The organism is Type-D symbiont of Plautia stali (genome assembly GCF_001485335.1).
Classification (GTDB): Bacteria; Pseudomonadota; Gammaproteobacteria; order Enterobacterales; family Enterobacteriaceae; genus Pantoea; species Pantoea vagans_C.
Window position 1 is genome coordinate 44,848 of record NZ_BBOC01000025.1, and the last position, 18,925, is coordinate 63,772.

Annotated in this window: 13 protein-coding genes; 9 read left to right on the top strand and 4 right to left on the bottom strand. The window is 54.6% G+C overall.

The features are described from left to right. The first annotated feature begins 40 nt into the window (after window positions 1-40). From polB to rluA, 3 genes are all read left to right on the top strand, one after another. Window positions 41-2,401 (top strand): DNA polymerase II, encoded by a 2,361-nt coding sequence (gene polB / locus PSSD_RS10210; protein ID WP_058971212.1) that lies wholly within the window; start codon window positions 41-43, stop codon window positions 2,399-2,401. A 152-nt stretch (window positions 2,402-2,553) separates the two neighbouring features. Continuing rightward, the gene (gene rapA / locus PSSD_RS10215) at window positions 2,554-5,460 is read left to right on the top strand and encodes an RNA polymerase-associated protein RapA (RefSeq protein ID WP_058971215.1); all 2,907 of its coding nucleotides are present in this window, start codon (window positions 2,554-2,556) and stop codon (window positions 5,458-5,460) included. 20 nt (window positions 5,461-5,480) lie between these two features. Then, complete coding sequence (rluA, locus tag PSSD_RS10220; RefSeq protein WP_058971218.1) at window positions 5,481-6,140, top strand: bifunctional tRNA pseudouridine(32) synthase/23S rRNA pseudouridine(746) synthase RluA; 660 nt, start codon at window positions 5,481-5,483, stop codon at window positions 6,138-6,140. A 145-nt stretch (window positions 6,141-6,285) separates the two neighbouring features. On the opposite strand, the gene djlA is transcribed toward rluA, so the two are convergent. Further along, complete coding sequence (gene djlA / locus PSSD_RS10225) at window positions 6,286-7,098, bottom strand: co-chaperone DjlA (protein WP_058971221.1); 813 nt, start codon at window positions 7,096-7,098, stop codon at window positions 6,286-6,288. A 181-nt stretch (window positions 7,099-7,279) separates the two neighbouring features. On the opposite strand from djlA, the gene lptD reads away from it, so the two are divergent. Genes lptD through apaH form a run of 6 tightly spaced genes read left to right on the top strand, consistent with a single transcriptional unit; the run spans window position 7,280 to window position 14,110 of the window. Next, on the top strand, window positions 7,280-9,658 hold the full coding sequence (lptD, locus tag PSSD_RS10230) for an LPS assembly protein LptD (protein ID WP_058971224.1): 2,379 nt from the start codon (window positions 7,280-7,282) through the stop codon (window positions 9,656-9,658). A gap of 54 nt (window positions 9,659-9,712) precedes the next feature. Beyond that, entirely contained in the window at window positions 9,713-11,008 is a 1,296-nt protein-coding gene (gene surA / locus PSSD_RS10235; RefSeq protein WP_039329389.1) for a peptidylprolyl isomerase SurA, read from the top strand. Continuing rightward, complete coding sequence (gene pdxA, locus PSSD_RS10240) at window positions 10,998-11,990, top strand: 4-hydroxythreonine-4-phosphate dehydrogenase PdxA (RefSeq protein WP_058971236.1); 993 nt, start codon at window positions 10,998-11,000, stop codon at window positions 11,988-11,990. Before surA ends, pdxA begins: the two co-directional genes overlap by 11 nt. Further along, complete coding sequence (gene rsmA, locus PSSD_RS10245; RefSeq protein WP_058971227.1) at window positions 11,983-12,807, top strand: 16S rRNA (adenine(1518)-N(6)/adenine(1519)-N(6))-dimethyltransferase RsmA; 825 nt, start codon at window positions 11,983-11,985, stop codon at window positions 12,805-12,807. The genes pdxA and rsmA overlap by 8 nt, the downstream gene beginning before the upstream one ends. Window positions 12,808-12,811: 4 nt before the next feature. Next, complete coding sequence (gene apaG / locus PSSD_RS10250) at window positions 12,812-13,189, top strand: Co2+/Mg2+ efflux facilitator ApaG/CorD (protein ID WP_039329393.1); 378 nt, start codon at window positions 12,812-12,814, stop codon at window positions 13,187-13,189. A gap of 51 nt (window positions 13,190-13,240) precedes the next feature. After that, the gene (gene apaH / locus PSSD_RS10255) at window positions 13,241-14,110 is read left to right on the top strand and encodes a bis(5'-nucleosyl)-tetraphosphatase (symmetrical) ApaH (protein ID WP_058971230.1); all 870 of its coding nucleotides are present in this window, start codon (window positions 13,241-13,243) and stop codon (window positions 14,108-14,110) included. Window positions 14,111-14,259: 149 nt separating this feature from the next. On the opposite strand, the gene folA is transcribed toward apaH, so the two are convergent. From folA to carB, 3 genes are all read right to left on the bottom strand, one after another. After that, on the bottom strand, window positions 14,260-14,742 hold the full coding sequence (gene folA / locus PSSD_RS10260; RefSeq protein WP_039329396.1) for a type 3 dihydrofolate reductase: 483 nt from the start codon (window positions 14,740-14,742) through the stop codon (window positions 14,260-14,262). Between the two features lie 287 nt (window positions 14,743-15,029). After that, window positions 15,030-16,172, bottom strand: a complete 1,143-nt coding sequence (locus PSSD_RS10265; RefSeq protein ID WP_039329398.1) for a porin — start codon at window positions 16,170-16,172, stop codon at window positions 15,030-15,032. 240 nt (window positions 16,173-16,412) lie between these two features. Continuing rightward, window positions 16,413-18,925: carbamoyl-phosphate synthase large subunit (carB, locus tag PSSD_RS10270; protein WP_058971239.1), on the bottom strand; the 2,513-nt coding region annotated here is incomplete at its 5' end.

Genomic DNA, 18,925 nt, shown 5'->3' on the forward strand with positions numbered 1-18,925 from the left:
TCCATGATATACTCAATGTAATTCAATCTCTGGAGTTCACGTGACCGATCCGCGCGCAGGTTTTCTACTCACCCGACACTGGCGAGACACGCCAACGGGCAGCGAAGTGGTGCTGTGGCTGGCCACCGACCAAGGGCCGCAACGCCTGGTGCTGCCCGCGCAGGAGTCGGTGGCGTTTATTCCGGAAGAATTTCGCAGCCAAACCGAAGCGCTGATCGCTGATGAGCGTCACACGCGTCTGCAAGCACTGACCCTGAAAGATTTTCGTCGCCGTCCGGTATTTGGTCTCTATTGCCGCAGCAACCGCCAGTTGCAAAATCTGGAAAAGCGCCTGCGCGAAAATGGCATCGCCGTATATGAAGCCGATATTCGGCCGCCTGAACGCTATTTAATGGAGCGATTCATTACCGCCCCCGTGTGGTTCAGCGGTGACGTTCGTGGCGACAGCGTGGTCAATGCGCGCCTGAAACCGCATCCTGATTATCGTCCACAGCTGAAATGGGTGTCGCTGGACATTGAAACCACCGAGCACGGCGAACTCTACTGTATCGGACTTGAAGGCTGCGGTCAGCGCCAGGTTTACATGCTCGGTCCGCCAAACGGCGATGCCAGCGCGCTGGATTTCGACCTGATCTATGTGGACAGTCGCCCCCAGTTGCTGGAGCAGCTCAATGCCTGGTTTGCGCGTCACGACCCGGACGTGATTATTGGCTGGAGTGTGGTGCAGTTTGACCTGCGCGTGCTGCAAAAACACGCCGACCGTTATGGCATTCCGCTGCGTTTAGGCCGGCAAAATCAAGCGCTGGAGTGGCGCGAGCACGGTTTCAAACCGGGTGTGTTTTTCGCCCAGGCCCAAGGGCGGCTGGTGATCGATGGCATTGAAGCGCTTAAATCAGCGTTTTGGGATTTCCCCTCATTCAGCCTCGAAGCGGTGTCACGACAGTTGCTCGGTGAAGGCAAAGCCATTGATAACCCCTGGCAGCGCATGGAAGAGATCAACTGGCGTTTTGCCCATGACAAACCGGCGTTGGCGAAGTACAACCTGAAAGACTGCGAGCTGGTGACGCGTATCTTTCAGCACACTGCCATCATGCCGTTCCTGTTGGAACGCGCCACCGTCAATGGCCTGGCCGTGGATCGCCACGGGGGCTCGGTGGCCGCGTTCGGTCACCTCTATATTCCGCGCATGCATCGCGCCGGGTTTGTCGCACCTAATCTCGGTGAAGTGGCCCCCGAAGCCAGCCCTGGCGGCTACGTGATGGATTCTCGTCCCGGTCTTTATGATTCGGTACTGGTGCTGGACTACAAAAGCCTCTACCCCTCGATTATCCGCACGTTCCTGATCGATCCTGTGGGTCTGGTTGAAGGGCTGGCACATCCGGATGATAAAGATTCGGTGCCCGGCTTCCGCCATGCGCGCTTCTCGCGCCATACACATTGCTTACCGGCGATTGTGCAGCAGATTTGGCAAGGGCGTGAAGCCGCAAAGCGCGAGGGCAATCAACCCTTGTCGCAGGCATTAAAGATCATCATGAACGCCTTTTATGGCGTGCTCGGCACCAGCGCCTGCCGCTTCTTTGATCCTCGCCTGGCGTCATCGATCACCCTGCGCGGGCACGCCATCATGCAGCAAACGCGTCAACTGATCGAAGCCGAGGGTTTTGATGTCATTTACGGCGATACCGATTCAACCTTTGTCTGGCTGAAAAGCGCACACAGCGAAGCGGATGCCACAGCAATTGGCCGTCGCCTGGCAGAACAGGTCAACAGCTGGTGGCAGCAGCATCTGCAGCAAACTTACGGGCTGGAGAGTGCACTGGAGCTGGAATACGAAACCCATTTCAGCCGCTTCCTGATGCCGACCATTCGCGGGGCCGAGCAAGGTAGCAAAAAGCGTTACGCCGGGATGATTCGTACCGACGGCACGGAACGATTAGTGTTCAAAGGGCTGGAATCGGTGCGCACCGACTGGACGCCGCTCGCACAGCAGTTCCAGCAAAATTTGTATGGTCGCATTTTCCGTGGCGAGCCCTGGCAAGACTATATCCGTGAAACAGTAGCCCAGTTGCTGGCGGGCGAACTGGATGATCAGTTGATCTACAAAAAGCGGCTGCGCCGGGCGTTAAAAGATTATGAAAAAAATGTGCCACCCCATGTGCGCGCAGCGCGTATTGCCGATGAGCAAAATCGGAAACTACAGCGCCCGCTGCAGTATCAAAATGGCGGCTCCATTCGCTATGTGATGGCGACCGCTGGCCCGGAACCGCTGGAAGCACGCAGCACGCCCTTAGACTACGATCACTACGTCACCAAGCAGTTACAGCCGGTGGCGGAAGGCATTTTACCCTTCGTTGGCGATGACTTTGCTACACTCATTACTGGGCAGTTGGGGCTTTTTTGACAGGTGACGAATGCCTTGCCATCCAGTACCATAGCGCCCTTCCTGATTCTCACCGCAGATACAATCTGACCAAACTCTCGTTTGGCGGCGATGTATTGCCTGAGTACAGGTGAACTTCTTTATGGCATGTCAGAGAGTCGAGCTAAAAATATATGGTTTTTACACTGGGTCAACGCTGGATTAGTGATACAGAAAGTGAACTGGGACTGGGAACGGTTGTGGCGATTGATACGCGCATGATCACCATGATGTTTCCGGCAACCGGCGAAAACCGCCTGTATGCCCGCAATGATGCGCCCGTCACGCGTGTGATTTTTAATCCGGGTGACACCATCACCAACCACGAAGGTTGGCAGATGAGCGTCGATGAAGTCCGTAACGATAACGAATTAATGACTTACATCGGCACACGTCTCGACACCGCAGAAAGCGGCGTGGTGATGCGTGAAGTGATGCTGGATAGCAAACTGGTATTCAGCAAACCTCAGGACCGTCTGTTTGCCGGTCAGCTCGACCGCATGGATCGTTTTGCACTGCGTTTCCGCGCGCGTAAATATCAGAGTGAGCAGTATCGCTTGCCGATCAGCGGCTTACGCGGAATGCGCACCAATCTAATCCCCCATCAGCTGCACATCGCCCATGATGTGGGTCGCCGTCATGCCCCTCGCGTTTTGCTGGCCGATGAAGTGGGCTTGGGTAAAACCATCGAAGCCGGGATGATTATCCAGCAGCAGTTGCTGGCTGGCCGCGCCGAACGTGTGCTGATCGTGGTACCGGAAACCTTGCAGCATCAGTGGCTGGTTGAGATGTTACGTCGCTTCAACCTGCGCTTTGCGCTGTTTGATGATGACCGTTACACCGAAGCGCAACACGACAGTGACAACGCCTTTGAAACCGAGCAGCTGATTATCTGCTCACTGGACTTCGTGCGTCGTAATAAACAGCGTCTCGAATTACTGGCCGATGCCGAATGGGATCTGTTGGTGGTCGATGAAGCTCACCACCTGGCCTGGAGCGAAGAAGCACCTAGCCGCGAATACCAGGTGATTGAGCAGTTAGCGGAGAAAACCCCTGGCGTACTGTTGCTGACCGCCACACCTGAACAGCTGGGCCTGGAGAGCCACTTCGCACGTTTGCGCCTGCTGGATCCCAATCGCTTCCACGACTTCAGCCAGTTTGTGGCTGAGCAGCAGAACTATCGTCCGGTGGCCGATGCCGTCAGCTCGCTGCTGGCCGACCATGCGATCAGCAAAGAAGAGATGAACCTGATCAACGACCTGATCGGCGAGCAAGATATTGAGCCGCTGCTGCAGGTCGCCAATAGCGATCGCGACGGCAAAGAGGACGCGCGCAAAGAGCTGGTTTCCATGCTGATGGATCGCCACGGCACCAGCCGCGTCCTGTTCCGTAACACCCGTAATGGCGTGAAGGGCTTCCCAAAACGCGAACTGCATCAGATCCGTTTGCCGCTGCCCGCGCAGTATCAAACCGCGATCAAAGTCTCTGGCATCATGGGAACGCGTAAAAGTGCTGAAGAGCGTGCGCGCGACATGCTGTATCCAGAGAAGATTTACCAGGAGTTTGAAGGTGATAGTGGCACCTGGTGGAACTTCGATCCTCGCGTTGAATGGTTGATGGGCTATCTGACCAGTAACCGTAAAGAGAAGGTGTTGGTGATCTGTGCCCAAGCCGCCACTGCACTGCAGCTTGAGCAAGTGCTGCGTGAGCGCGAAGGCATTCGTGCCGCGGTGTTCCATGAAGGGTTATCGATTCTGGAACGCGACCGCGCAGCGGCTTTCTTCGCCTCTGAAGAAGAAGGTGCGCAGGTGCTGCTGTGCTCTGAAATCGGATCGGAAGGCCGTAACTTCCAGTTCGCCAGCCGCCTGGTGATGTTTGACCTGCCATTCAACCCGGATTTGCTGGAACAGCGTATTGGTCGTCTCGATCGTATCGGTCAGATGCACGATATCCAGATTCTGGTGCCGTGGCTGGAAAAAACCGCACAGGCGGTGCTGCTGCGTTGGTACAACGAAGGGCTGGATGCGTTTGAGCATACCTGCCCAACCGGTCGCACCATTTACGACAGCGAATATAGCAAACTGATTGAATTCCTCGCGGCACCAGAGAACCCGCAAGGTCTGGATGAGTTCATCACAGAAAGCCGGAAACAGCACGACGCGCTGAAAGCCCAGCTGGAACAAGGCCGTGACCGCTTGCTGGAGTTGAACTCAAACGGTGGTGAAGCGGCGCAAGTGCTGGCGAATGCGATTGGCGAGCAGGATAACGACACCGATTTGGTCAACTTCGCGCTGAATCTGTTTGATATCGTCGGTATCAATCAGGAAGACCGCAGCGACAGCTTAATCGTGCTGACCCCCTCCGATCACATGCTGGTGCCGGATTTCCCAGGCTTACCAGAAGACGGCTGCACGGTCACGTTCAACCGTAACCAGGCGTTGTCACGTGAAGATACCCAGTTTATCACTTGGGAACATCCGCTGATCCGCAACGGTCTCGACCTGATTCTGTCGGGCGATACCGGCAGCTGCGCGCTGTCGCTGTTGAAAAACAAGGCGCTGCCAGTGGGCACGCTGCTGGTTGAGATGATTTACGTCGTGGAAGCCCAGGCGCCGAAGAGCCTGCAGCTCACCCGCTTCCTGCCGCCGACACCGGTACGTTTGCTGATGGACCGTGCCGGTAACAACCTGGCAGGCAAAGTGGAGTTTGAAAGCTTCAACCGTCAGCTGAATGCCGTTAATCGCCACACCGGCAGCAAGCTGGTTAATGCGGTTCAGCAGGAAGTGCACGAGATTCTGACGCAGGCCGAGAAGATGATTGTGCCGGAAGCACAGGCATTGATCGCTGCCGCGAAAGTGGAAGCGGATGAGAAGCTGAGCGCCGAGTTGTCACGCCTGGAAGCGTTGAAAGCGGTCAACCCTAACATCCGTGATGATGAGGTTGAAGCGCTGGAAAGCAATCGCGAGCAGGTGCTGGAAAGCCTGGGCGATGCGGGCTGGCGTCTGGATGCGCTGCGTCTGATCGTCGTGACGCACCAATAATCGCTTAAGGTCACTACGACATGTTGATGGAAGCCTACAATCCGCCGCTGGAACCCTGGTTACATATTCTGTATCAGGACGAGCATATTATGGTGGTGAACAAGCCAAGTGGCTTGTTGTCCGTGCCGGGCCGGCTTGAGGAGCATAAGGACAGCGTGATGACGCGCATCCAGCGTGATTTTCCTCAGGCGGAATCGGTACATCGACTGGATATGGCGACCAGCGGTGTGATCGTAGTGGCGCTGAATAAAGCGGCGGAGCGAGAGCTAAAGCGTCAGTTCCGTGAGCGGGAGCCTTCTAAGTACTATGTCGCACGCATCTGGGGCCATCCTGTTGCTGAAGAGGGCTTGATCGATCTGCCCTTAATTTGTGACTGGCCAAATCGGCCAAAGCAAATGGTGTGCTTCGAGAACGGTAAAGCCGCGCAGACCGAGTATCAGGTGCTGGAGTATGAGGCAGGAAACAGTGCTCGCGTGCGGCTTAAGCCGATTACCGGACGCTCGCATCAACTGCGCGTGCATTTGCTGGCACTGGGTCATCCGATTCTGGGCGATCGTTTTTATGCCCACGAAGAGGCATTAGCCATGGGCGAGCGTTTGCAGTTACATGCGGAGTCCCTGACGATCACCCATCCGGCCTTCGGCAATAGCATGACGTTTAAGCAGCCGGCGGATTTTTAACGGCTTCCCTGATCCCAGCCTTCTCCCGCAAGCGGGAGAAGGTGACGTACAGTGTGATGTGTCAGTCTGAAGCTTTAATAGAAATTCGCTCAATCAGTCCCCTCGCCCGCTTGCGGGAGAGGGCCAGGGGGAGGGGAAAAAAGCCCTACTTAAACCCCTTTTCCTTACGAATCAGATCATAAGCCGCCTGAATCTCCTGCGCTTTCTGCTTCGCCATCTCCATCATTTCCGGAGGCAATCCTTTCGCCACCAGTTTATCCGGATGGTGCTCGCTCATCAGTTTGCGGTAAGCCCGTTTGATGGTGGTGCTGTCGTCACTGCTTTTCACGCCGAGCACGCTACACGCATCCTCTAACGTTGGCCCACGTTTCGCCTGCTGATAGGCACCACCGTAGGACGAACCACCGCCGCCGAACTGTTGCCCGCCTTCCATCATGCGCAGGAACTGATCGAACTGAGTGCGCGAAATACCCAGCTCTTCAGCGATCACATACAGCACCTGACGCTCATTGGGATGCAGCGACCCATCGGCGAACGCTGACTGGATCTGAATTTCCAGAAACATCCTAATCAGGTCGAAGCGGCCAAAACAGGCGCTACGCAGCTCACGCAGTTTATTCCGCAGTGGATAGTCGCTCTGCTTGCCTTCGCGGAAAGCCCTTTGGGCAGCCACGCGCGCATCGCCATGCAGTTGCATACGATCCATGAATAAAGAAGCAATCTGAATATCGGCTTCGGTGACGCGCCCTTTTGACTTGGTCAAATGGCCCATCACTTGAAAAGTGGTACTGAAAAACAGGGTTTGTCGCGCCTGATTGTTGGCGAAATAACCCTGTCCTTTCACACTGCGCACTTTGTCAAACATATGGCCAATGAGCAGACCCAGTACAATGCCCCAAAAGCCTGCCCCGGAAAGTAAGCCGAGAGCCAGACCAATAACTTTTCCCCAGTAGCGCATAAACTCCTCAATTCGCCATGCTTGCGGCTGAAAATTGCATTATCATACCTTTCATTTACTTCAGTGCCTAACAGCAACGCGATCAGACAAGGATTAACACTGGCACAACGCCGGGCAGTAAGTTAGTCTCTGAGCCGATTGTCGGCATGATGCCCGTTCTCATGGAAATCCCGAACCGCGTATGAAAAAACAGATACCTACCCTGCTGGCAACCATGATTGGTGCAGCGCTCTACAGTCAGCAGACGTTCGCCGACGACCTTATGTCGCAGTGTATGCTGGGCGTGCCGAGCTACAACCGTCCACTGGTCAGTGGCGATACCAATTCGTTGCCTGTCACCATTCACTCTGACTCGGCCAAGGGTAACTACCCGAATGACGCGGTTTTTACTGGCAATGTTGACGTGCAGCAGGGCAATAGCCGCTTACGCGCCGATGAGATGCAACTGCATCAGCGCCAGCAGGATGGGCAAACCACGCCAGTACGTACAGTCGATGCGCTGGGTAATGTGCACTATGACGACAATCAGGTCATCCTGAAAGGTCCGAAAGCATGGTCCAATCTTAATACTAAAGACACCAACGTCTGGAACGGTGACTATCAAATGGTCGGCCGTCAGGGGCGTGGCGTCGCCGATCAGATGAAACTGCGCGGTGATAACCGCTATACCATTCTGGAAAACGGCAGCTTTACATCGTGCTTGCCGGGTTCCAACAGCTGGAGTGTGGTTGGCTCCGAAGTGATTCAGGATCGCCAGGAAGAAGTGGCCGAAATCTGGAATGCGCGCTTCAAACTCGGCAATGTCCCGGTATTCTACAGCCCGTATCTGCAGTTACCGATTGGCGATCGCCGTCGTTCTGGTTTCCTGATCCCCAACGCGAAGTACGGCAGTAACAATGGCTTCGAGTTCATGTTGCCGTATTACTGGAACATCGCGCCACAGGCAGATGCCACTATTACGCCGCATTACATGAGTAAACGTGGTCTGCAATTGCAGAATGAATTCCGCTATCTGACCGTGTTTGGTGCCGGTTTGATGGAACTGGATTATCTGCCTTCAGATAAGCAGTACGACAACGACAAAGCGGTGCGTGGAATCGCCGAGAATGACAGCTCCGATCGCTGGCTGTTCTACTGGCAGCATGCGGGCGTCTATGAACAGCACTGGCGTTTCAATGCCAACTACACCAAGGTGAGCGATCCTTACTACTTCAACGATCTCGACTCGAAGTATTACAGCTCTACCGACGGTTACGCGACGCAGAAATTTAGCTTCGGTTACGCCGACACAAACTGGGATGCGACCCTGTCGACCAAAGACTTCCAGGTCTTCGGCACCACAGACTCCACCAACGTGTATCGCGCGATGCCGCAGCTCGATCTGAATCTTTATCAGAACGATATTGGACCCTTTGATGGCCGCATCTATGCACAGGCGGTGAAATTCACTAACGTGAACAGCAAAATGCCGGAGGCCACCCGTCTCCACATTGAGCCAACGCTGAATCTGCCGCTGTCTAATGGCTGGGCAAGTCTGGATACTGAAGCCAAATTCCTGGCCACTCATTACCAGCAAGACAATATTGATCGATACAACAATAACCAAATCTCAGGTATCGACAGTACAGGGAATCACTTAGATGATTCGGTCAACCGTACTCTGCCACAATTCAAAGTGGATGGACGTCTGGTATTTGACCGTAATATGGATTGGGAGCCGGGCTACACGCAAACGCTGGAGCCGCGTGTTCAGTACCTCTACATTCCGTATCGTAACCAGAGCAACATCTATCCGTACGACTCCACACTGTTGCAAACAGACTACACCGGCCTGTTCCGCGATCGTACTTACAGTGGTCTGGACCGCATCGCTTCAGCGAACGAAGTCGCAACCGGTTTGACCACACGAATTTATGATAACGATCTGGTTGAACGTTTTAACGTTTCTGTAGGTCAAATCTACTCGTTTACCCCGTCTCGTACCGGCGTAAACCAGACAAGTGACGAAGATGATACCGGCAGCCTGGTGTGGGCTGGCGATACGTACTGGAAAATCAGCGATCGCTGGGGCGCGCGCGGCGGACTGCAATATGACACCCGCCTCGATAACGTCGCTCAAGGCAACGCCATCCTGGAATACCGCCAGGATGCCGATCGTATGGTGCAGTTAAGCTACCGTTACAGCAGCCCGGAGTATGTTGCTCAGGCACTGAATAACGCCAGCTTGCTGACTAACCCGATTTATAAGAACGGGATTTCACAAGTGGGTGCGACCGGGAGCTGGCCGATTGCCGATGCCTGGTCACTGGTGGGAGGTTATTACTACGATACCCGCAACAGTCGTCCGGCTGAGCAGCTTATCGGCTTGCAGTACAGCTCGTGCTGCTATGCCATTCGTCTGGGTTACGAGCGCAAGATCAACGGTTGGGAAAACAACGACAGTAAGTACGACAACCAAATCTCATTCAACATTGAGCTACGTGGTCTGAGTTCTAACTATGGCTTAGGCACCAATGAAATGCTGCGTCAGGGCATCATCCCTTACCAGCGCGCTTTCTGATGTTGTGATGTTTGACAGGCTATCCCGCAGTGCGGAAACAACAATGGATAAAGTATGAAGAACTGGAGAATGCTGATTCTTGGTGTAGCGATTACCGCTAACACTGCGTTCGCAGCCCCACAAGAGGTTGATAAAGTTGCCGCAGTCGTGAACAACGGTGTGGTGCTGGAAAGTGACGTTGATAACATGATGCGCACCGTGAAATCACAGGCGCAGCAGGCACATCAGCAGTTACCTGATGACAAAACCTTGCGTCATCAGATCCTTGAGCGTCAGGTCATGGATGCCATCATTCTTCAGATGGGTGAAAAAGCCGGCCTGCAGGTCAGCGATCAGCAGCTGGATCAGGCGATCCAGAACATTGCCGCACAGAATAAGATGACCATGGATCAGCTGCGCAGCCGCCTCGCCTATGACGGTATGAATTACAATGCTTACCGTGCGCAGATTCGCCAGGAGATGCTGATTTCTGAAGTGCGTAACAACGAAGTGCGCCGTCGTGTGACCATCCTGCCACAGGAAGTTGATGCGCTCGCCGCTCAGGTTGGTTCACAAAACGCCCAGGGTACGGAGCTGAATGTCAGCCAGATCCTGCTGCCGCTGCCCGAAAATCCAACCCAGCAACAGGTGGACGATCAGGAAGCGCTGGCGCGTCAGCTGGTGGGACAACTGAAAGGCGGTGCCGACTTCGGTAAACTGGCGGTCACCTACTCTGCCGATCCACAAGCGCTGAAAGGCGGCAACATGGGCTGGGCAAAAATTGAAGAACTGCCAACCCTGTTCTCTCAGGCACTGAGCACCGCGAAGAAAGGAGACATCGTTGGCCCAATCCGTTCCGGCGTGGGCTTCCACATCCTGAAAGTGAACGATCTGCGCGGTGAGAGTAAAAATATCTCGGTAACCGAAGTACATGCGCGTCACATTCTGCTGAAGCCGTCACCGATTCTCACTGACGCGCAGGCGCAGGCGAAGATCGAGCAGATCGCTGCTGATATCAAAAGTGGTAAAACCACCTTTGCCGCCGCAGCAAAACAGTTCTCTGACGATCCCGGTTCGGCTAACCAGGGTGGCGATCTCGGCTGGGCAACCCCAGAAATCTACGATCCGGCATTCCGTGATGCACTGCTGAAGTTGCAGAAAGGCCAGATCAGCGAGCCAGTACACTCATCCTTCGGCTGGCACTTGATTCAGCTGCTGGATACCCGCCAGGTGGACAAAACCGATGCAGCGCAGAAAGAGCGTGCTTATCGCCTGTTGTTCAACCGTAAATTTGCTGAAGAAGCACAGACCTGGATGCAGGAACAGCGCGCCAGTGCTTACGTGAAAATTCTGGATGGCAATGGCCAGTAACTATCGTGTGGTGATCACGCCCGGCGAACCCGCCGGGATTGGTCCTGATCTCACCGTTCAACTGGCCCAGCTTGACTGGCCAGTTGAGCTGGTGGTGTGTGCCGACGGTAATCTGCTCCGCCAACGCGCCAGCCAACTCGGCTTGCCGTTAACGCTGCGTGATTACCAAGCTGGTGTAGCCGCGCAACCGCAGCAGGCGGGTACGTTAACGCTGTTGCAGGTCGATACCGCTCAACCCGTGACGCCCGGTGAGCTCACCGTCGCAAACGGTCACTATGTGCTGGAGACGCTGGCACGTGCCTGTGATGCCTGCCTGAATGGCGAGTTCGCTGCGCTGATCACCGGTCCGGTCCATAAAGGTGTGATCAATGATGCCGGCATTCCGTTTACCGGCCATACCGAATTCTTTGCCGATCGCGCAGGCGGAGACCGCGTGGTGATGATGCTGGCAACGGAAGAGTTACGCGTTGCTTTGGCGACCACCCATCTGCCATTAAAAGATGTCTCCGATGCCATCACCCGCGACAGCCTGCATGAAGTGATCACCATTCTGCATCAGGATTTGCAGCAGAAATTTGGCTTAGCGCAGCCACACATCTTCGTTTGCGGCTTAAACCCTCATGCTGGCGAAAGTGGTCACATGGGTCGCGAAGAAATTGATACCATTATTCCGGCGCTCGACGAACTGCGTCAGCAAGGCATTCAGCTCACTGGCCCTTTGCCAGCGGATACCTTGTTCCAGCCGAAATATTTGCAACATGCCGATGCCGTCCTGGCGATGTATCACGATCAGGGCTTACCGGTGCTAAAATTTCAGGGGTTTGGTCGTGCGGTGAATATCACCCTTGGCCTGCCCTTTATCCGGACCTCTGTCGACCACGGCACCGCGCTTGAATTAGCCGGCCAGGGCAAGGCAGAACCGGGCAGCTTTATCACGGCGCTTAATCTCGCCATCACTATGATCAAGAGCAGTAATGAATAATCGCGTCCACCAGGGGCACTACGCCCGTAAACGTTTCGGGCAAAACTTCCTGAACGATCAGTACATTATCGACAGCATTGTCTCCGCTATTCACCCGCAGAAGGGAGAAGCTATCGTGGAGATTGGTCCCGGCCTTGGCGCCTTAACGGAGCCCGTCGGCGAACGTCTCGATGCATTGACCGTTGTTGAGCTGGACCGCGACCTGGCCGCGCGTTTGCAGACCCATCCGTTCCTCGGCCCTAAGCTGACCATCTATCAGCAAGATGCGATGACCTTTGATTTCTCCGCTCTGGCGCAGGAGAAAGGTCAGCCGCTGCGAGTGTTCGGCAATCTGCCTTACAATATCTCCACGCCGCTGATGTTCCACCTTTTCAGCTATACTGGTTCGATTAAAGACATGCACTTCATGCTGCAGAAAGAAGTGGTTAACCGTTTAGTTGCCGGACCAGGCAGCAAAGCCTATGGTCGTCTGAGCGTGATGGCGCAATATTACTGCCAGGTTATTCCGGTGCTGGAAGTGCCACCTGAATCCTTTACCCCACCACCTAAAGTGGATTCCGCCGTGGTACGTTTGATGCCTTATGCACAGCCACCGCATCCGGTCAGCGATATTCGTCTGCTGAGCCGTATTACCACGGAAGCGTTCGGTAAACGTCGTAAAACTCTGCGTAACAGTCTCGCACATATGTTTGCGGCCGGTGCGCTGGATCAACTCGATATTGATGCCTCGCTGCGTGCAGAAAATGTCACCGTGGCGCAGTATTGTCAACTGGCCAACTGGCTGGGTAACCATCAGGCTGAAACGCCGGAGAGCTGAGTGTATGAGTGAATTGGCCCGCGTCTGTGTCCATGTATTGAGCCAATATGTGGAATCGCAATCCTTGCCCGACGAGGATCGCTACGTGTTTGCCTACACCATCACCATTCGCAATCTGGGGCGTAACAGCGTGCAGTTGCAGAGCCGCTACTGGCTAATCACCAATGGCAACGGTCGCGAGACGGAAGTACAAGGTGAAGGCGTGGTAGGCGAGCAACCGCACATTGCTGCTGGCGGAGAGTTCCAATACACCAGCGGTGCGGTGCTTGAAACACCAATGGGCACCATGCAAGGTCACTATGTGATGATCGACGAAGAAGGCGAAGAGTTCCACGTCGAGATTCCGGTGTTCCGACTCGCAATACAAACCCACATTCATTAATCCTCCTCCGCCCGGCCAGTCCGGGCGGCGCGTTTTGATCGGACTGACGTAATGAGCACATACCTGATTGGCGATATCCACGGCTGTTATGACGAATTACGTGCGCTGTTGGCGCGCGTTGATTTCGATCCACAGCAAGATGAGCTGTGGCTAACGGGCGACTTAGTCGCGCGCGGACCGGGTTCGCTGGACGTCTTACGCTACGTGAAATCGCTGGGAGATTGCGTGCGCCTGGTGCTGGGCAATCACGATCTGCACCTGCTGGCTGTTTATGCGGGCATCAGCCGTAACAAGCCGAAAGATCGCCTGACGCCGTTGTTAGAGGCTGCCGATGCGGATGAACTGATTAACTGGTTGCGTCGCCAGCCGCTGCTGCAGGTTGACGAAGAAAAGAAGCTATTGATGGCGCATGCGGGCATCACGCCGCAATGGGATCTCGATACCGCGAAACTGTGCGCGGCTGAAGTGGAAGCGGTGCTTTCCAGCGATACCTACCCCCTGTTCCTGGATGCAATGTATGGCGACATGCCAAACAACTGGACACCGGAAATGACGGGTCTGGCACGCCTGCGATTCAGCACCAATGCGCTGACACGCATGCGCTTCTGTTTCCCCAACGGTCAGCTGGATATGATCTGTAAAGAAGCGCCGAACTCTGCCCCACCGCCACTCAAACCCTGGTTCAATGTTCCCGGCAAGATTGGCAGTGAATATACGCAAATTTTTGGTCACTGGGCTTCACTGGAAGGTAAAGGCACGCCAAGCCATGTGATTGGCCTCGATACCGGTTGCTGCTGGGGCGGCACGCTGACCTTGTTGCATTGGGAAACCATGCAGTATCACGTGCAGCAATCGAATCGCGTGCAGGCGATGGCAGAAAGCGCAGTCAGCGCACATCCACCACTCAGTGACGCGCAGTAAGTAAAAAGCCCCGCCAGTTGAGCGGGGCTTTTTATCGGTCGCCATAAATGGCGCCCCTACGATGACGCTGCACGACCTTCGTAGGGTGCGCATCAAGGCAGACGCAGCACGGCCTTTGTAGGGTGCGCATTGATGCGCACCAGGCAAAATTAGCGGCGGCGGTCCAGAATCTCAAAGCAGTAGCTGTGTGAATTCTGCGCATCCGCATCGTGGAATTCACTAAATGTAGACTGCCACTCATCCGGCTCGTAATCCGGGAATTGGGTATCGCCTTCTACTTCCGCATCAATATGGGTCAGATACAGACGATCCGCACGTGCCAGCATCTGTTCATAAATGCGGCCGCCACCGATCACCATTATCTCCTCGACGTCGCCGGCAGCTTTAACCGCCTCATCCAGTGAAGTGACCCAAGTGACGCCTTCATGCGTCCCCGGCTGGCTGCTGACCACAATATTCAGACGACCCGGTAATGGGCGTCCAATGGATTCAAAGGTCAGGCGACCCATAATCACCGGCTTATTCAGCGTATGACGTTTAAACCACGCCAAATCTGCTGGCAGGTTCCATGGCATGGCGTTTTCCATACCAATAATGCGATCGGCTGCCAGTGCCGCGATGAGACTAATCATGTTAAAAGACCTACAGGAAAAAAATTGGCGCCATCATACGTAAAGGCGAAAGTTTCGTCGATAGGCCGACCCCGCTATTTGCGTAAAGCTCCTATGCCACCGCATTTTTGTTATTGGACAGAGTTTTACACCGAGTTTCGCAGCATATCTGGGAAGAGGCGCCAGAATAGTTCGGCGAAGCGGCACAATTCAGGGTGAAAACAGGGATTGATGGGATGGAGTGTAAAGAAAATCGCACTCTATGCGACAAAGAAAAACGGCTCCCGCAGGAGCCGTTAAAACCACGATTAGAAGTCGTAGCGCACACGCACCAGGTTCATGTTACCCAGTGATTTATCGGTGCTGGAGGTAATCACATATTCGTAATCAATCTGGAAGCCGTAGTCCAGCTTGGTGCTGATACCTACGCCGTTATCGATACGCTTGTAGTTACGTCCGTTGACGAATTCCAGACGGTCGCCCATGAAGTATGGCTGGATAGATTTAACCGCATACTGGCCGATTGGGAACTTGTAACCCGCGAAGTATTCCACGCCCCACGCATCATCCGCGAAGTAGTTGTTCACGGTGTTACGTTTGGTTGGTGAGAAGTTCTGATACCAGCCGCCGCCTGCAGACAGCGTCCAGTTATCTGGCGTCCAGCTCAGCGCGGTACCATAGATGTTCTGGTCGTAATCTTTGCTTTCGCCAGTGCCTGGGTTGTGGATATCAGCGCGCGTGTAGTTCCACGCGGTGCCCCATGCCAGATCTTTGGTGATGTGATAGTTCACGCCCAGTGAGCCGCCGCCTTTACGCTTGTAGCGTAGGCCGTTACCTGGCAGGTAGTTGTTATCTTCAAACAGGTATGACGCATAAACATCTACATCGCCGAAGGTGTTTTTGTACTTCAGCATCTTACGTGAGCGATAAGAACCGTCGTAGTCGCCGTTGATACCGTTGCCTGGTGCCTGGGCCAGCATGTCGTAGTCCCAGATATCGGTCTTCGCGCCAACCACATCATAGTAAATACTGTTCTGCTGACCAAAGGTCAGCTGACCCCAGGTTTTGCTTTTCAGACCGGTATACAGCTGACGACGCGTGGTGTTGTGAGCGCCATCTGCATAGTGGTTATCCCAGCCCCACCATGCCGGGAAGTTCACACCCAGCTCGTAGTAGCTGACCCAGCTGATGTCATCAAACAGGTAGTAATCAGCAGAGAAACGGAAACGTGAACCGCCATCAAAGCCATTACGCTTGTAAGACTTGTCGTTCACACCCGCCTGATGCTGGAACTGTGGACGAATACTGCCGCCCACTTTGAAATCAAGACGGCTGAGTGGATCGCCCGCCTGCGGATCCTGCTTGAGCAGGGTAATTTCCGCCTGGCTGGCGAGAGGAGCAGCAACTAACAATGCAGCCACTGCACTGAGGGTGAAAGCACGCATTTTCATTTTTTATATCCCAGTTAAGGTGAGCGCTCTATTAGTGAGCGTGCGAAATAGTACGGTGCGCTGCCCGGGATCTTATTTATAAATTTGTGCGAATAATCCGAGGTGTAACCGGTATCGCATCAACTGATAAAAACTATGTCAAATCAATAGATTTTTAACACATAACGATATTCAACCAGGGGAAAACAGGCGAAAAAAAACGGCCCTTTTAGGGCCGTTTTATTCAGGTCAATCGCGGGATTAACCTTTGATTTGCGCGTGCATTTCCTGCACAGAAATCACTTTCTCGGTTGGGTCAGCGTTCAGCGCCATGGCTGTAGCGAATCCACCGTTCAACGTGGTGTCATAGTGCACCTTATATTGCAGCGCACTGCGGCGAATCAGTTTTGAATCTTCAATCGCCTGACGTCCTGCGGTGGTGTTCACGATGTAGGTGTATTCACCGTTCTTCAGGCGGTCCTGGATATGTGGACGGCCTTCATGCACCTTGTTCACCAGACGTGGGTTGATACCCGCTTCGCCCAGCACCACGGCGGTACCGTGCGTGGCATCTAACTCGAAGCCAAACTTCTGCAACTTAGCGGCCAGGTCAACAATACGCTTCTTATCACCTTCGCGCACTGACAGCAGGGCACGACCGGTTTTCTTCATATTGCTCTGCGCACCCAGCATCGCTTTGGCGAAGGCTTCAGCGAAGGTACGACCAACGCCCATTACCTCACCAGTAGAGCGCATCTCTGGGCCAAGGATAGGGTCAACACCCTGGAACTTGTTGAACGGCAGTACCACTTCTTTAACAGAGTAGTAAGGTGGAATCACCTCTTCCGTTACGCCCTGCTCGGCCAGCGTTTTGCCTGCCATCACGCGTGCGGCCACTTTCGCCAGCGGTACACCCGTGGCTTTTGACACAAACGGCACGGTACGCGCGGCACGTGGGTTCACCTCAATCAGGTAAACTTCGTTGTCTTTCACCGCAAACTGCACGTTCATCAGACCGCGCACGTTCAGCTCAAAGGCCAGTTTCTCCACCTGCTGACGCATGACGTTCTGAATATCAGTGCTTAAGGTGTAAGCCGGCAGTGAACAGGCAGAGTCACCAGAGTGAACACCCGCTTGTTCGATGTGCTCCATGATGCCGCCAATCAGCACGCGCTCACCGTCGCAAATTGCGTCAACGTCGACTTCCACCGCATCATCCAGGAAGCGGTCCAGCAGTACCGGCGCATCGTTAGACACAGAGACGGCGGTCTGGAAGTAACGCTTCAGGTCGATTTCATCGTAAACGATTTCCATCGCGCGGCCGCCCAATACATAGGAAGGACGTACCACCAGCGGATAGCCGATTCCTGCTGCTTTCTCTACCGCTTGTTCCAGGGTGGCAACGGTGGCGTTAGCCGGTTGCTTCAGGCTCAGGCGATCAACCGCCTGCTGGAAACGCTCACGGTCTTCGGCACGGTCAATTGCATCCGGGCTGGTGCCAATCACTGGCACGCCGGCTGCTTCCAGCGCACGCGCCAGCTTCAGTGGCGTCTGACCACCGTACTGCACGATCACGCCTTTTGGCTTCTCGATACGCACGATTTCCAGCACGTCTTCCAGCGTCACCGGCTCGAAGTACAGACGGTCTGAAGTGTCATAGTCCGTCGATACGGTTTCCGGGTTACAGTTCACCATAATGGTTTCGTAACCGTCTTCGCGCAGCGCCAGCGCCGCATGTACGCAGCAGTAGTCGAACTCGATACCCTGGCCGATACGGTTTGGACCGCCACCCAGAATCATGATTTTGTCACGATCCTGGTTTGGATTGGCTTCACACTCTTCTTCATAGGTTGAGTACATGTACGCGGTATCGGTTGAGAATTCCGCCGCACAGGTATCCACGCGTTTGTAAACCGGATGCAGGTTGAACTGCTGACGCAGTTTGCGGATTTCGCTCTCAGCGACGCCCGCCAGGTTTGCCAGACGCACGTCAGCAAAGCCTTTGCGCTTCAGAGCACGCAGGAAATCAGCGTTCAGTGAGTTCACACCTTCACGGGCAACCTGCTCTTCCAGACGCACCAGCTCTTCGATTTGCACCAGGAACCAGCGGTCAATGTTGGTCAGGTTGAACACGCCATCCACAGACATACCCGCACGGAATGCATCCGCGATGTACCAGATGCGGTCAGAACCGGCATCTTTCAGCTCGCGGCGGATACGGGTCAAGGCTTCTGCGTCATCCAGATCTACTTTCGGGTCGAAACCGTTCGCACCGACTTCCAGACCACGCAGTGCTTTCTGCATTGACTCCTGGAAAGTACGGCCAATCGCCATCACTTCACCCACCGACTTCATCTGCGTGGTCAGACGGTCATTCGCGCCCGCAAATTTCTCGAAGTTGAAGCGAGGAATCTTGGTAACAACATAATCGATTGAAGGCTCGAACGACGCTGGGGTACGACCACCCGTGATATCGTTCATCAGCTCGTCGAGCGTGAAGCCTACCGCCAGTTTCGCCGCCACTTTCGCAATCGGGAAGCCGGTGGCTTTAGACGCCAGCGCTGATGAGCGTGAAACACGCGGGTTCATCTCGATAACAATCAGGCGACCATCTTTCGGGTTCACCGAGAACTGCACGTTTGAACCACCGGTTTCCACACCGATTTCACGCAGTACCGCCAGCGAGGCGTTACGCATGATTTGGTACTCTTTGTCCGTCAGGGTTTGTGCTGGCGCCACGGTGATGGAGTCACCGGTGTGGATACCCATCGCAT